The sequence below is a fragment of the Massilia sp. P1_C10 genome (genome assembly GCF_056406475.1).
In genome coordinates this window covers 258,646-273,591 of the sequence record NZ_JBFUAC010000002.1, presented here as the reverse complement: position 1 = coordinate 273,591, position 14,946 = coordinate 258,646, and the positions used below count along the sequence as shown (strand labels likewise).

13 protein-coding genes are annotated in these 14,946 nt (G+C 65.9%); 6 read left to right on the top strand and 7 right to left on the bottom strand.

Annotation, left to right across the window (positions count from 1 at the left end; translation table 11 throughout):
- Window positions 1-88 precede the first annotated feature (88 nt).
- From AC1D02_RS05455 to AC1D02_RS05445, 3 genes are all read left to right on the top strand, one after another.
- Window positions 89-988, top strand: coding sequence for a LysR family transcriptional regulator (locus AC1D02_RS05455; protein WP_477314509.1), 900 nt, complete (start codon window positions 89-91; stop codon window positions 986-988).
- Window positions 989-1,455: 467 nt separating this feature from the next.
- Entirely contained in the window at window positions 1,456-2,250 is a 795-nt protein-coding gene (locus AC1D02_RS05450) for a hypothetical protein (protein ID WP_477314507.1), read from the top strand.
- 107 nt (window positions 2,251-2,357) lie between these two features.
- The gene (locus AC1D02_RS05445) at window positions 2,358-5,309 is read left to right on the top strand and encodes an EAL domain-containing protein (protein WP_477314505.1); all 2,952 of its coding nucleotides are present in this window, start codon (window positions 2,358-2,360) and stop codon (window positions 5,307-5,309) included.
- Window positions 5,310-5,321: 12 nt separating this feature from the next.
- Here the strand turns inward: AC1D02_RS05445 and AC1D02_RS05440 are convergent, their stop codons facing one another.
- From AC1D02_RS05440 to ompR, 5 genes are all read right to left on the bottom strand, one after another.
- A complete protein-coding gene (locus AC1D02_RS05440) occupies window positions 5,322-5,735 on the bottom strand; it encodes a DUF4124 domain-containing protein (RefSeq protein WP_477314503.1) in 414 nt (137 codons plus the stop codon).
- A gap of 219 nt (window positions 5,736-5,954) precedes the next feature.
- On the bottom strand, window positions 5,955-6,329 hold the full coding sequence (locus AC1D02_RS05435; RefSeq protein WP_477314501.1) for a YXWGXW repeat-containing protein: 375 nt from the start codon (window positions 6,327-6,329) through the stop codon (window positions 5,955-5,957).
- 112 nt (window positions 6,330-6,441) lie between these two features.
- On the bottom strand, window positions 6,442-7,401 hold the full coding sequence (locus tag AC1D02_RS05430; RefSeq protein ID WP_477314499.1) for a threo-3-hydroxy-L-aspartate ammonia-lyase: 960 nt from the start codon (window positions 7,399-7,401) through the stop codon (window positions 6,442-6,444).
- 88 nt (window positions 7,402-7,489) lie between these two features.
- Window positions 7,490-8,854, bottom strand: a complete 1,365-nt coding sequence (locus AC1D02_RS05425) for a sensor histidine kinase (RefSeq protein WP_477314497.1) — start codon at window positions 8,852-8,854, stop codon at window positions 7,490-7,492.
- A complete protein-coding gene (ompR, locus tag AC1D02_RS05420) occupies window positions 8,854-9,618 on the bottom strand; it encodes an osmolarity response regulator transcription factor OmpR (protein WP_477314495.1) in 765 nt (254 codons plus the stop codon). Before ompR ends, AC1D02_RS05425 begins: the two co-directional genes overlap by 1 nt.
- A 196-nt stretch (window positions 9,619-9,814) precedes the next feature.
- On the opposite strand from ompR, the gene AC1D02_RS05415 reads away from it, so the two are divergent.
- From AC1D02_RS05415 to AC1D02_RS05405, 3 genes are all read left to right on the top strand, one after another.
- On the top strand, window positions 9,815-10,231 hold the full coding sequence (locus AC1D02_RS05415; RefSeq protein WP_477314493.1) for a hypothetical protein: 417 nt from the start codon (window positions 9,815-9,817) through the stop codon (window positions 10,229-10,231).
- A 217-nt stretch (window positions 10,232-10,448) separates the two neighbouring features.
- Window positions 10,449-12,338 carry a flagellar assembly protein A gene (locus AC1D02_RS05410; protein ID WP_477314491.1) on the top strand — a complete coding sequence of 630 codons (1,890 nt, stop codon included), beginning with the start codon at window positions 10,449-10,451 and terminating at the stop codon, window positions 12,336-12,338.
- Between the two features lie 80 nt (window positions 12,339-12,418).
- Window positions 12,419-13,303: a lysozyme inhibitor LprI family protein gene (locus tag AC1D02_RS05405; RefSeq protein WP_477314489.1), complete on the top strand. Its 885-nt coding sequence runs from the start codon at window positions 12,419-12,421 to the stop codon at window positions 13,301-13,303.
- Window positions 13,304-13,417: 114 nt separating this feature from the next.
- Here the strand turns inward: AC1D02_RS05405 and arfB are convergent, their stop codons facing one another.
- Window positions 13,418-13,822 (bottom strand): alternative ribosome rescue aminoacyl-tRNA hydrolase ArfB, encoded by a 405-nt coding sequence (arfB, locus tag AC1D02_RS05400; protein WP_477314487.1) that lies wholly within the window; start codon window positions 13,820-13,822, stop codon window positions 13,418-13,420.
- Entirely contained in the window at window positions 13,819-14,892 is a 1,074-nt protein-coding gene (locus AC1D02_RS05395; protein ID WP_477314485.1) for an HDOD domain-containing protein, read from the bottom strand. Before AC1D02_RS05395 ends, arfB begins: the two co-directional genes overlap by 4 nt.
- Between the last annotated feature and the right edge of the window lie 54 nt (window positions 14,893-14,946).

Genomic DNA, 14,946 nt, shown 5'->3' with positions numbered 1-14,946 from the left:
CTTAAATGAGAGAGGCATGCAGTGTGGGCGCGCGCGGCGCAAAGAAAAATCCCCGGCCGTACAATAGACTTTTGATCTGGAGTCACAAATGATCGATGTCGATGCACTGATTGCCTTCGCGACGGTGATAGATACCGGCTCGTTTTCCGCCGCCGCCGAGCGGCTGGGGCAGACGCCGTCGGGCGTCAGCCGCACCATTTCGCGGCTGGAGGCGCAGCTGCAGATGACGCTGATGCATCGGACCACGCGCCGCCTCGACCTGACCGAGGAGGGCAGCTGGCTGCTGGCGCGCGCGCGCTCGGTGATCGCTGAACTGGAAGACACCGAGGCGCAGGTGGCGGCGCGCCGCTCGCAGCCGTCCGGCCTGGTGCGGGTGAACGCCTCGACGCCGGCGCTCAATCACCTGGTGGCGCCGCTGGCCGCCGATTTCCTCGACGCCTACCCGCTGGTGAAGCTGGAGCTGACCGGCGGCGAGACCGTGGTCGACCTGATCGAAGAGCGCGCCGACATGGCGATCCGGATTGGACCGCTGGCCGATTCGACCCTGAATGCGCGCCGGCTTGGCAGCAGCCGCGTGCGCCTGCTGGCGGCGCCGGCGTACATCGCGCGCCACGGCTGCCCGCGCGACGTGGCCGACCTGCCGGCGCACCGGCTGCTCGGGTTCACCGCGCCGGCCTCGCTGAACATCTGGCCGCTGGCGCATGCTGGCGGCGAGGGCGTGGCGGTCAGCCCGGCGGTGACGGCGTCGAGCGGCGAGACGCTGCGCCACCTGGCGCTGGCCGGCGCGGGCATCGTGCGGCTGTCCGATTTCCTCACGCGCGACGATGTCGCGGCCGGCGCACTGGTGGAGGTGATGCCCGAGCTTACCCTGGCGTGGTCGGAGCCCGTGTGGGCGGTGTTCTACAAGCAGGGCGCGCTGGCGCCGCGGGTGGCGGCGTTGGTCGAATTCCTGGCCAGGCAGCTGGCCGAAGCCAGGCTCGATCCGTAACGCGGCGACGCGCGCTGTTGCTTGTTTTCCGATCGGGCCTGGGCGAAACCAGTCGAATGTGACCTGAATGGAAATGGAACGGATTTCAAAAACCGCGGCCTCAATGTTGACTTGAGGTATTTGCCTTGTGGCGACATTTCGCTTTTGCCATTGCGAAAATCGCTATCCAAACAGGCTACTCGCTTTGGCATGCCTTCCTGCAAACGCCACCGATACGCCCCGTTCAGGGGCCAATTGCTGCCACAAAAGCAGCATTACGCTTTCGTCACAAGCTTGATGTTCATGATTCGCGCAGAAGCACGAAATTGGCGTGACTTACGGTTATGAGGGTCAAACCTCAATATTCTCGTATGAAACAAATCCATTGAAATAGACCATAAATCGATAGCTTATCGACACTTTGATAATTTCTTACGGGCAGATAATTGACAAAACGCAATCCAACCAATTATCCCAGGAGTGTCAAAATGGAACAGTTCGACGCAGTGGCAGCCATCCCTTCCCGCACCGCCCGCATGCTCGCTGGCGCCGTCGGCCGCACTCACGAGCAGGCGATCGAGCGCCTGCCATTCACCATCAAGCGCGTCCAGAGCGACGACGACATGCGCCTGGCGGTGCAGATCCGCCATGCCGCGTATGCGCGCCACATCCCTGAATTCGCCCAGACCCTGATCGAGCCGGAGCACGCCGATTACGAAGACGACTGCGTGGTACTGCTGGCGCAGTCCAAGCTGGACGGCTCGGCGCTGGGCAGCCTGCGGATCCAGACCAACCTGCACCGCGCCTTGTCGGTGGAAGATTCGGTGGCGCTGCCGGCCTACCTGCAGGGACGCCGCCTGGCCGAAGTCACCCGCCTGGGCATCGGCGAAGGCCGCATCGGCCGCGTCGTCAAGGTGGCGCTGATCAAGGCCAGCTTCGAGTATTGCGAAGCCAACAATATCGAATACGCGGTGGTCACCGGCCGCGCGCCGATCGACCGTCAATATGAACAGCTGCTGTTTTCCGACGTGTTCGAGGACAAGGCGCCGGTCCCGCTCAGCCACGTCGGCAATATCCCGCACCGCGTGATGCAGTTCGAGATCGCCACCGGCGAGCAGCGCTGGACCGAAGCGGGCCATCCGATGCTCGGTTTCTTCCGCCACATCAAGCATCCGGACATCGATATCGGCGCCCGGCGCACCCCGCGCGTGCGGCCTTCGCGGCTGGCCCGCCCGATGGCGCCGCCGTCGGTGGTGCGCGCCCGGGAAATGTTGCTCGCCTAAATTTATTCATATTGCATTACAGTATCAATTTTTGCGGTATCCTTCGCGTAGAATAAACGTTTGTCCGTCTCAAAAACGGGCGATTTCTCCGCAGTTGGATACCGCTAATGCCAGATACGAATTTTGAGTTGCGCAAACCGCTGCCTGCGCTCGCCCAACGGGCGATAGCCAAGTCGCTGCGTCTGTTCGCCTTCTATATAGTGCCTTTGGGGATCGCCCTGATGTCGGTGATCGCGATGGCGCTGTGGAATAGCCATTACGTCGCCAGCGGCGAACAGCCGCTCCCGTTCAAGGTCGTCGCGCAGAGCGGCGCCCAGCTGACCCCGGCGGCGGCGCTGGCCGCGCTGCAGGCGCGCCGCACCGTCGAAGCCTACGACACCCACCTGTCCGAGGCCCCGGTCTGGTTCAGCTTTACGACGCTGGGCAAGCCGGGCGATGCCGACGCCGTCGAATTCCCGTCGCGCCACGCGCTCGACATGGCGTGCTGGGACCAGGCGTCCCTGCAATCGCTGGGCGCGACCACGCGCAACACCGCCAGCGGCGCCCTGGCGCCGGTCAAGGCCGGCTTCGCCCTGAACCTGACCGTGACCCCGGCCCACGTGCTGTGTCGCGCCAGCTTTGTTGGGCCGGCGCACTTGACCGCGCTGCAATGGCCGGCCGACCAGCTCAATCTGTCGGTGCAGGGCTACCACCGCAAGTCCGGCCTGCTCGACGGCGGCATGGTCGTGCTGGCCCTGTTCGTGCTCATCACCGCGCTGATCAACCGCCAGATGCTGTACGTGCTGTTCGCCGGCTGGCTAATCCTCAACCTGCGCGCGGCCGCGCTGTCGGCCGGCTGGGACATCCAGTGGCTGGGCCAGATCGTGCCCGAACAATTCCTGATGCTCAGTCGTGCCTTGACCCTGGCGATGTACCCGGTCGTCACGCTGGTGCTGTTCCAGACCCTGTTCGGCAAGGACCTGCTCAAATCGCGTTACGTGATGCCGCTGCGGATCGCCGAATGGTGCTGCCTGCCGCTGATCGCCAGCTCGATGTTGTTGCCTTACCACATCTTCCTGCCGGTCCTGTGGGTCATTACCGGACTGGGCGTGTGCGTGATGGGTGCGGCCCTGTTGAGCATCATGTTCCGCTCGCACACCCGCGCCGCCTTCTGGTTCGCCGCTTCGTTCGTCGTCACCTTCGCCGCCGGCGTGGCCGAAGTGGTGGCCGCCGCGCTCGGGCTGCGCGAAATGGTCGGGGTGATCAACAGCGTCACCGCCGCGCTCGCGTCCAGCCTGCTGGCCGCGCTCGCCGTGGCCGAGCAGATGCGCCTCGAGACCGAACGCCGCATCGAAGCCCAGGAGCAGCTCGAGCACGCCTACGAGGCGATGCCGGTCGGCCTGTTCACGCTGGACGTCTACGGCCACTTCCTGTCCACCAATCCGGCGCTGCGCAAGATGCTGGGCGAGACCAAGATCGTGGCCGGGCGCACCCGCTGGAAGCAGTTCTTCGCCGAAGGCGTGTGGAGCCAGCTGCACGACATGGTGCACACCCACGCCGACGCCGAGATGGAAATCCAGAACCGCGACGGCACCAAGCGCTTCCTGGTGCGCGCCACGCTGGCGCGCGGGCGCATCGAGGGCGTGCTGGAAGACACCACGGAAAAGGCAAAGGCAACCGAACAGTTGCGCTTTATGGCCAACAACGATCCGCTGACCAAGGTGTTCAACCGGCGCGGCATCGAGAAGATGTTCGACAGCCTGGCCGGCTCGGTCGCGGCCGGCAAGCCGCTGGCGCTGGCCTACCTCGACCTCGACCGCTTCAAGCTGATCAACGACCTGTTCGGCCACGGCGCCGGCGACGAAGTGCTCAAGCAGGTGTGCGAACGGATGCAGACCATGCTCGCCGGCGGCCAGCAGATCGGCCGCGTCGGCGGCGACGAATTCGTCATCGTGATGCCCGACACCGCGGTGCCGCTGGCGTCGCTGATCTGCCGCGGCATCGTCGACCGCATCGGCAATACGCCGTACCGGGTCGGCGACAAGGCTTTCCACGTGCGCGGCTCGATCGGCCTGATCGAAGTAAGCGCGGGCATGCAGATCAAGGATGCGGTGTCGAACGCCGACCGCGCCTGCCGCGAAGCGAAGACCGGCCGCAAGGACGGGCTGGTGGTCTACGAGCGCAACGCCTCGGCCTTCCATGAGCGCGAAGCGGAGCTCGAGCTGGTGGCGCGCCTGTCGTCGGCCAATGCGACCGAAGGCATGTTCCTCGAGATGCAGCCGATCATGTCGCTGAAGGCGCCGCACGAGTCGCTCAATTTCGAAGTGCTGCTGCGGATGCGCGAAAAGGACGGCAGCATCACCCCGGCCGGCCCGATCATTTCGGCGGCCGAGAAGAGCGGCCGCGCCGGCGTGATCGACCGCTGGGTGCTGGCGACCACGCTGGCCTGGATCCAGAACAACCTGCAAAGCCTCCCCAACACCCAGTTCGTCTGCATGAACCTGTCGGGCGCCTCGCTCAACGACGAGCGCTTCGTGCAAGACACCATCGACATCCTGGGCCGCCACGTGCACGTGGCCAGCCGCCTGTGCATGGAGATCACCGAAAGCGTGGCGCTGCACGACCTGGACAACACGCGCCGCTTCATCGACCAGGTGCGCAACTTCGGCGTCAAGGTCGCGCTGGACGACTTCGGCGCCGGCTACACCTCGTTCTCTTACCTGAAGGAGCTGCCGGCCGACGTGCTGAAAATCGACGGCAACTTCATCGTCAACATCAACGACCATCCGGCCAACGTCGCCATCGTCGAGGCGATCGTCAACCTGGCGGTCAACCTGGGCATGAAGACGATCGCGGAGTGGGCCGAGGACACGGCGACGGTGCGCACGCTGGCCGAGATCGGGGTCGATTACGTGCAGGGCTGGGCGGTGTCGCGCTCGCAGCCGCCGGAGCGCATGCTGACGGCCGCGTCTTCCGCCAGTTTCATTCAGAACGAAGAATTGGCGCAGCTGGTGCGCACGCTGGGCGCGGCCAGCAATGCGCCGGTGGTGGAGACGCCGCGCCAGCACGACCTGCACTAGGCGCGGTCACATTCAGTTGACGCCGGCCAGGCGCTGATGGCGCAATGCCGACGAGGCTTCATCGAGCACCTGCATGCTGGTGCGCGCGGCCTTCAGCGTGGCGGCGTCGCGCGACAGCATCTTCGCGCGGGGCAGCGTGGCGGCCCAGCTGTCATGCTGGATCACCGGCGGCGCGTAGGCGATGCGCTGAACGCGGCGCGCCGGCGCCGCCTGCAGGGCGGGCGAGGCTTCGGACGGCAGCGCCGCCGGCGTGTCGGCAGCGCCCGCCACCAGCACGGTCTGCACACCTTCGCTGCACTGGTTCTCGGTCAGCGTGATGCGGCCATTCTGATCGACGCACTTGACGATGTCGGCGCCGGCAAAGGCGGCGGACGCTGCCAGCATGGCGGCGAGGAAGATGCTGGTGCGTACTGTTGGGCGGTTCATGGTGATGCTCCTGTCTGGCGAATGTCTTGCGATGAACCCAGTATCCTCTCTTGTAAAAAAGATATCTGTTCGCCATCTCACAAGCCGTGGATCGTCTGTGTGTAGGAGCTGTCTTGCAGGATTTGCGCAGTGGAATGCACTGCTTGGGGTTAATGCGGGGCGTCGGGCGGGGAGGTGCTGCGACGGGGCCAGGTCCGTGGGACCCGGCCCCCATGCTGCTTACTGGCGATTCGGATTGTTCGGGCGATTGTCGAGCGCGTTCGGCACGCCGTCGCCGTCCTTGTCGCCGCGTGCCCATGCGCCGCGATGCATTTCCCAACGGCCATCACGCTCGGCCCAGGTCGGCTGATTGTAGTGGTAGCCGCGGCGAACTTTGATCCAGGTGCCTTTCACCCAGACGTGGTGATTGCGGCGCCATTCCCAGTGACCGTTTTGCCAGACATAGCCACGGCGCGGGGCCGGGATGACTTCGTCGCGCGGCGCAGGCGGCGCTTCGCGCACGACGACGACAGCGGCCGAAGCCGGCGCGGTGACGACGGCGGCGCCCATGGTGGAACCGGCGATCAGGGTTGCAAGCAGCAGTTTCTTCATCATGATGAATCTCCTCGTTGGTTGATGTACTAACGTTATAGAGTGTTCATCGAGAAAGGTATGTGCGCTTCCGCGCTTAGGCATGTAACAGATGTGTCCGCTTGGAGCCGGGTATTTACGTTGTCACCAGCTTGGCGAAACGCGCCAGGTCGACGTTGCCGCCGCTGACCAGGATCCCGACCTTTTTGCCTTCCACCGGCAGCACCCCGTGCAGGGCCGCAGCGGCGGCCAGGCAGCCGGTCGGCTCGACCATGATCTTCATGCGCTCGGCGAAGAATTTCATGGTCTCCACCAGTTGCGCGTCGCTGACCGTGACGATGTCGTCCACGCTGCGCCGGATCACCTCGAAATTGTGCGCGCCCAGGTGAGTGACCATCGCGCCGTCGGCGATCGTGTCCGGCACCGGGATGTGCACCACCGTGCCGCTGCGCAGCGACTGCTGGCCGTCGTTGCCCGCCTCGGGCTCGACGCCGATGATGCGGCAGCCGGGGCTGAGCGCGGAGGCGGCCAGCGCCGAACCGGCCAGCAGGCCGCCGCCGCCCAGGCACACCAGCAGGATGTCGAGCTGGCCGGTGTCTTCGATCAGCTCCATCGCCGCCGTGCCCTGGCCGCAGATGACGTCCGGGTGGTCGTACGGCGGGATCAGGGTCATGCCGCGCTCCTGTGCCAGGCGGCGGCCGATCTCCTCGCGGTTTTCCTTGTAGCGGTCGTAGACGATCACCTCGGCGCCATAGCCCTTGGTCGCGGCCACCTTCAGCGCGGGCGCGTCGTGCGGCATGATGATCGCCGCGGCCATGCCGAGCAGGCTGGCCGACAGCGCGACGGCCTGCGCGTGGTTGCCCGACGAGTAAGTGAGCACGCCGGCGCGGCGCTGTTCGTCGGAAAAGCGCGACAGCGCGTTGTAGGCGCCGCGAAATTTAAAGGCGCCGGCGCGCTGGAAGTTTTCGCATTTGAAGAACAGCTGCGCGCGCGCGATGCTGTCGGCGGTGCGCGAAGTCAGCACCGGCGTGCGGTGCGCCACGCCGGCGATGCGGACTGCCGCCTGCTGCACGTCGCTGAACTGCAATTGGGTCATGGTGGGTATTCCTGTATAGGGTTGCTGATAGCTTCTTCATTCGGCGCGGACAAAGGCGGGGTCAGGTCCGGCGGACCTGACCCCGTGTTCACACGACCGGCATCGTCAGTTCGATCTGCAGGCCGCCACCTTCGCGGTTGCGCAGCGTCAGCGCCGCGTGATGGCGTCCCGCCACCCGTTCGACGATCGCCAGCCCCAGCCCGGCGCCGTTGGCCTGGCCGCGCGCCGAGTCCATCCGCGTGAACGGCTTGAGCAACTGCTCGATCTGCTCGGCCGGCACGCCCCCGCCATGGTCCTGCAGGACGATGACGGCGCGCTTGCCTTGGCTGACCGCCTTCGCGTGGCAGCTGATGTCGATCTCGGTGTCGTCGCCGCCCGGCGTGGCGCCGTAGCGCCGCGCATTCTCGACCAGGTTGTTGAAGACGCGCCGCAGATCGGTCTCGTTGCCCATCACGTGCACGCCTGGCTCGATGTCGGTCGTCACGCGCATGCCGGGAATCCGCTCGGCGGCGCGCGCCACGTCGGCCAGCAGCGCGCTGATGTCGACCGGGACGAAGCTCGCCGCCTCGGTCGGCTTGGCGTAATCGAGGAACTGGCCGATGATCGCGTCCATCTGGCCGATATCGGACTGCATGCCTTCGCGCGCCTCGCTCGACAGGTTGGCCATCTCCAGCTCGAGGTTCATGCGGGTGAGCGGGGTGCGCAGGTCGTGCGAGATGCCGGCCAGGATCAGCGCGCGGTCGGACTCGACCTGCTGCAGGTCGTCGACCATCTGGTTGAAGCTGCGGTTCGCCTCGATGATCTCCTGCGCGCCGCGCTCGGGCAGCGGCTCGGGGCGCTTGCCCTCGGCGATCGCGCGCGCGGCCGCGGTCAGGCGCGCCAGCGGCTGGTTCACCAGGCTCGAGATCAGCGCGGCGCCGAGCAGCGACAGCACGCCGACCAGGCCGGCCCAGCCGAGCCACTGCACGCCGGACAGGCCGGGCAGGCGTTCGCGCTCGAGCATCATCCAGTATTCGTCGCCATCGATCTTGAAGCTGATCCAGAAGCCGGGCGAGCCGTTCACGCGGCTCGAAAAGCGCGTGTCCTTGCCCAGCTTTTCCTTGACCAGCGCTTCGATTTCCGGCATCAGCGGACTGTCAGGCGGCGGCTCGACCACGTCCGTGGCCACCAGCGGGAAGATGCGGATGCCTTCGTTGCTGACCAATTCGATCAGCAGCTCGACGCGCAGATCCGGCGCCGAGTGGGTGAGGGCGGCACGGGTGATCGTCACCACCGAGATCACCAGTTCGGCGGTCTGCTTGACCTGCGGGCCGCGCTGGACCACGCTGATCATGCCGATCCAGGAGGCCATCGACACCGTGGTCAGGAGGCCGAGCAGCAGGAAGGTGCGCCAGAACAGGCCGCTCTTGAACCAGCTCAGGCGCGGGGCGGATTGGGCGTCCGGGGCGACCACTAGCGCGGCTGGCCTTCAGGGATGAAGACGTAGCCCAGGCCCCACACGGTTTGGATATACAGTGGGCTCGACGGATCGGGCTCGATCAGCTTGCGCAGGCGCGAAATCTGCACGTCCAGGCTGCGGTCGAACACTTCGTATTCGCGCCCGCGCGCCAGTTCCATCAGCTTCTCGCGCGACAGCGGCTGGCGCGCATGGCGCGCGAACACTTTCAGCACCGAGAATTCGCCGGTCGTCAGCGGCACCGTCTCGCCGTTCTTCTTCAGCGTGCGCGTGCCCAGGTCGAGCACGAACTGGCCGAACTCGAAGGTCTGCGGCGTCTCGGACGGGCCGCCCGGGATTTCGTCCGGGCCCTTGCGGCGCAGCACCGCGCCAATGCGCGCCACCAGCTCGCGCGGGTTGAACGGTTTCGGCAGGTAGTCGTCGGCGCCCATCTCGAGGCCGACGATGCGGTCGACGTCCTCGCCCTTGGCCGTCAGCATGATGATCGGGGTCTGGTCGCCGGCGCCGCGCAGGCGGCGGCAGATCGACAGGCCGTCTTCGCCCGGCAGCATCAGGTCGAGCACCAGCAGGTCGTAGCGCTCGCGCAGCCACAGCTTGTTCATCGCCGTCGCGCTTTCGGCGGTGACGACCGAGAAGCCCTGTTCGGTCAGGTAGCGGCGCAGCAGGTCGCGCAGGCGCACGTCGTCGTCCACTACCATAATCTTGGCGGAGTGGCCAGCCGCGGCGGCCGGCGTTGTATTCGGTGTCGATTGTGTCGTCATGGCTCAGCTTGAATTGTCATATTGATGTCGCTATGGTAACGTGTTATCGCCTTGCAAACAGCGTTGCTTTCAAGTCATTACATACTGTTACAAACTTTACCCAATCCGTCTAACCCTTGGAAACGATTGCCCATACACTGGGGTCATAGCGGAATTAAGCTTATCTGTTTATACGGCATCGCGGAAGAGGAACACCATGAATAACGCGCTCATCGACACCCCTGTAGCAGCAATTGCCGGTTTTTGCGGCAAGAAGGCGTTCGTCCGTGCGCTGGTGCTTGGTTGCGCCGTCACGGTTGCCAGTGCGTCGGCGTTCGCCGGCCAGGACCAGCGCGATCGCGACGTCCAGCGCAATGCGCCGCCCGCCCAGCAGGTGCGCGAGCAGCCGCGCCAGGAGCACATGGCGCCGCCGCCCCAGCCGCGCCAGTTCGACTCGCGCCAGTTCGATTCGCGCATGTACGACGTGCGTGCCGAGGAACAGCGCCGCCAGCAGGCGCAGCAGCAGGACCAGGGCGTCCGCCGCGGCCGCCTGACGCCCGACGAGCGCCGCGAACTGCGCCGCCAGATCAATGAAGCGGGCACCGACCTGTATCCGAACACGCCGCGCCGCTGAATCCGGACGGGGTCTGGTCCTGCGGACCGACCCCGCTGCGCTTCGTCCCTTGCCACCTCGCCTTCGCTCCCCACGCAACAATCTCGCCATTTGGCAGCTTTTGCTTGTCAATTTGTTTATTTACGCCCGGCATCGTGATACGCTGTGAAAAAAATTACCATGGGCGAATTTAACTAGCCCGGAAAGCAACTTTTCGCACGATTGTTGGAGCGCTTCCGTGTCATCTGATTCCCCTGTTGCCAGTCACATTTTTGAGCCCGTCGGCGGTCTCGACGCGGTCGGGCTGGAGCACTGCATCTTCCGTCGCCGCGACGGCGTGTACGCCGACCCGACCATGCTGGGCAAGACATTCCTGGTGGCGTTCGACCACGTCCTGCAAGGCGGCTTCTACTTCACCGACATCGATTACGCGCTGGTGATCAAGGCGCTGTACGACTGCGGCCCGGACCTGCCGCGCTCGGGCGCCGGCGAGCCGATGGTGCGCTTCGCGTCCGACGTCGCGCCGTTCGACCCGGCGCGGCGCGCCTTGTACAAGGCGGTGAAGATCAACGAAGGCGTTGCTGAATACTACTTCGAGCCGGTGTTCCTGCCCGATCCGGCCAACCCCGACGGCAACGGCACGCCCACCACGCTGGAGGTGGACGAATTCATCGCCGACATGTGGGGCAAGGGCATCCGCTTCGGCATCGACGGCGCCGCGGTGCGCGAAGCGATCGCTTCGGGCAAGGCGGAGCGCGTGACGGTCGCGCGGCGCCTGGACGCGGCGCCGGGCACCGACGCCCACATCATCGAAGTGTCCGACGACATTCACCGCAGCGACGCGCCGCGCCAGCTCGCCAACGGCAAGCTCGACCTGATGTCGTTCCAGAACCGCTTCCCGCAGATCCGCGAGAACGTCAGGCTGCTCAAGAAAGTGCCGCGGGTGGCCGGCGTGGTCGGCTTCGAGCTGTCCGGCATTCCGCTCGAGCCGGCGATCCCGGCCGACATCGACCTGGCGCCGATGGCCGGCCTGGGCACCGAGGTCCAGCACACCCGCGACGGCGAATTCCTGGTCTCGATCGTGCCGGGCTTCCTGTCGGTCGACCCGAAAACCAGGCAGATTTCCATCGGCGACAAGATCGTCAGCCGCGAAGGCGTCTCGACCCGCACCACCGGCAACCTGCAGCTGACTGGCGACTACGAGGAATTCGGCGAGGTGCAGGAAAAGCGCGTGCTCGAAGGCGAGGGCATCGTCATTCACGCCGACGTGTTCGGCGAGGTGATTTCGCGCGGCGGCACGGTGATCCTGCATCGCAACCTGGTCGGCGGCAGCGCCCGCAACGCGCGCGGCGACATCCGCGTCAAAGGCATCGCCTCGGGCGCGGTGGTGCAGGCGAGCAGCGGCGAAGTGGTGATGAACCGCGCCGAGAACTGCGTCATCTCGGGGACGCGGGTGGTGGTCGAACATGCGGTCAACTGCGAAATCATCGCCGACGAAGTCGAGATCGGCCAGGCCGAAGGATGTGCGGTGGCGGCGCGGCGGATCGCGATCCAGAGCGTGGCGCCGCGCAAGCAAAGCGAGATGCTGCTGTACGTGCTGCGCCCCGACAGCGGCAAGATCGACGAAGTGCTCGAGGCCATGGGCGCGCGCGTTGCCGAATTCGACGCGCTGGTGGCGAAGCACAAGGCGGAGCTCGAGCGCATGACCAGCCAGCCGGAAGTGCGCAAGTACGTGATGCTGGCGGCGAAAATCCGCAAGCAGGAGCTGACCCTGACGCCGGAGCAGGAGCCGCAGTTTCAGCGGATGGCGCTGGCGGTGGGGCCGGCGCTGAAGGCGATCGCCAAGGTGTCGCTCGACGTGAAGGCGGCCGAGACCGAGCGCCAGGCCGGTGCGGCGCTGGTGGCGCAGCTGCAGCAGCAGCGCAGCGACAGCGAAGGCGTCGGGTCCGTCAAGGTGCGCATGGTCCAGGGCGACACCATCGTGCGCGTGATGGGCTTCAACCCGGACGGCAGCGCCACGTACGACATTTCGCCGAAGGACATCAAGCTCAAGCTGCGTACCTCGGGCGCCGGCGGCGAACGGATTTTCTCCGGCAGCCAGGGCACGATCGACTGGACCAGCAACTAGTGATAATCCGCGCATTTTGAAACCGGTTTCGGTGCTAGCCTAGGCACATCGAATCAACCGGCGTTCAAAGGATCGGGATCATGCGCAAGATGAATTCAACCTGGCGTTTTCTTATGGCGATGTGCATCGGCATGCTCATCGCCGGCGGCGCGGCGCGCGCGGCGTCCCCGCCATCGGGAACCTGGGTGCTGTCCTACGAAGGGAAGTCCACCAACCAGTGGATCTGGGACAAGCGCACCAGGGGCCTGGTCGAATCGCGGCTGCCGGCGGCGCTGTCGGCCGATGTGCTTTCGGCGCTCGGCGGGCCGCCGGACCCGGTAGAGGTGGCCGGCGGGCGCTATTTCAGCGTGTCGGCGTGCGTGCCTCATGATTGTCCCGACAAGGGTTTTTTCTGGTTCGATACCGTGACGGGCATCGGCCTGGGAGCCACCTACCGCCCGGGTCGGTTGCAATCGCGCCCTGGCGACGGCGGTTATTACTTCGAACCAGGGGCATTGCGGATCGGTTCGAACGGCCTGGTCGCGGGCGAGATTCCAACGCCGGCGATGCGGGCACTGATCGATTGGATCACCGACCAGGACCTCGGCGTGGCGTCGGCAGAATTCATCGGCGTCTCGAACGCGTCTGTCGAACTCGATGCCGCCAGATTCGCGCCGCGTGCGCGCTTCCAGCCGCCGCCCGGCGGCCCGTCGTTCGACTGCGCGCGGGCGTCGACTGCCGTGGAGAAGCGCATTTGCACGGATCGCGAGCTGGCCAAACTGGACCTCGCGCTGGCCGTGCATGTGCGCGAGAGCCGCCATGGCCACGCCACCGTCGGCGCGCGCCGGCAGCTGGTCGAACTGCAGCGCGCGTGGTTGAAGGAACGCGACGCGAGCTGCGCTGCTGCGCCGGATATGTCGGATTGCCTCGCGCGCAGTTATCGCGCGCAGTACGATCGCCTGATGAACTGGATTCCCAAGAATTAGTGCTTCCCGAGTACGCGGTCCGGATCACCGCCTGTTTCATGCGCCAGGAGCGCTGCTCCAGCAATTCGGAATGGACTGGAAGTACTCGGCGGAGATGATTGACGCCAGTCGAGCCTAGCCCGAAAAACCCACCTTGCCGCGCAATGCCTTGGTCTGTCCGCTGCGCGCTTTCGAGTCGAGCCGCTTGCGCTGCGAGCTGCGCGTCGGCTTCGTCGCGCGCCGCGCGGCCGGCAGCATCGCCACGCTGTCGACCAGCTCCTGCAGGCGCCGCAGCCCATCCATCTTGTTCTGTTCCAGGCTGCGCGACTGCTGCGCCTTCAATACCACGACGCCATCCTGCGTGATGCGCTGGTCCGACAGCGCCAGCAGGCGCTCCTTGATGTGATCGGGAAGTGAAGACGCGACTATATCGAAGCGCAGGTGCACCGCGCACGACACCTTGTTGACGTTCTGCCCGCCGGGGCCTTGTGCGCGGATCGCGCTCAACTGCACTTCGGCGGGATCGACCTGGGCGCTCACGGCGCGCTGCCGGCTTCCGCCGGCGCGGCGGCCGGATCGTCGATCGGCGCCAGCGCGCGGTAGGCGTCGCCCGCATTCGCCGACAGGCTGCCGAACAGCGCCGGATCGTTGAACATCGCGAGATCGTTCTCGACCAGGATGCGCACCTTGCCCAGGTAGTCGGTCAGCGTCAGCAGGCGCCCCAGCGGCGAGACCACGGCGCCTTTTTTCATGCCGCCCTGTTCGCCGATGGCGCGCGTGACGTTCTCGGGAAAGTGCCACTCGCGCCCGATGCCGCAGGTCAGCGCGCGCGCATGGCGCACCAGCTCCGCGCAGAACAGTTCCGAGCCGAGGTGGCGCCGTTCCCTGGCTGTCTGGTCCAGGATGCGCAGCGCGACGATCAGGCCGACGTTCTGCACCAGCCCCGCCAGGAAGGCCTCGAACGGATCGATGCCCATGGACTCGGCCAGCTGGCGGTTGGCCACCGCGCAGCGCTCCGAATGGTCCCAGATGCGCGGCGCCAGGCTGCGCGTGAAATGCCCCGAATTCATGTCGATGATCGGGCGGAAGGCGACACTGGTGATCAGGTGGCGCAAGCCTTCCTGGCCGATCAGCATGACCGCGTGTTCGACGCTGGAGATCTGCGTGCCGGTGCCGACCAGCGAGCCGTTGGCCATGCGGATCACCGCCGCCACCAGCACCACGTCGCTGGAAATCGTGCGCGCCAGCTGGGCCCCGGAGAAGTTATCGCTGCGCAGGCTTTGCAGCAACTGCGGCAGCATGCCGGGCATGCGCCGCACCAGCGCGGAGCCGGACTGCTTGGAATTGACGATCGCCGCCAGCGCTTCGAGCGCCTGCGTCTCGACTTCGCTGAGGTCGAATTCGGGTTCGCCCTCGACCTCGAACAGCCAGTGGTGGAAGCGCCGGTTGACGTCGTCGAGCTGGTCGAACGACACCACGGGACGCGCGGCGGCCGGCAGCGGCGCGGCGGGCGCGTCCGGCGCCGCGACGGCGGCCGGCGCCGGCGGCTGCGCTTGCTCCGGTTCGTGCGCCGGCCGACGCGAAAACAATCGCTGCAACCACTGATACATTGTTCTTCCTTTGAGGTGCAATGTTATCCCGTGAACATCGCGCCCTCATTGTAA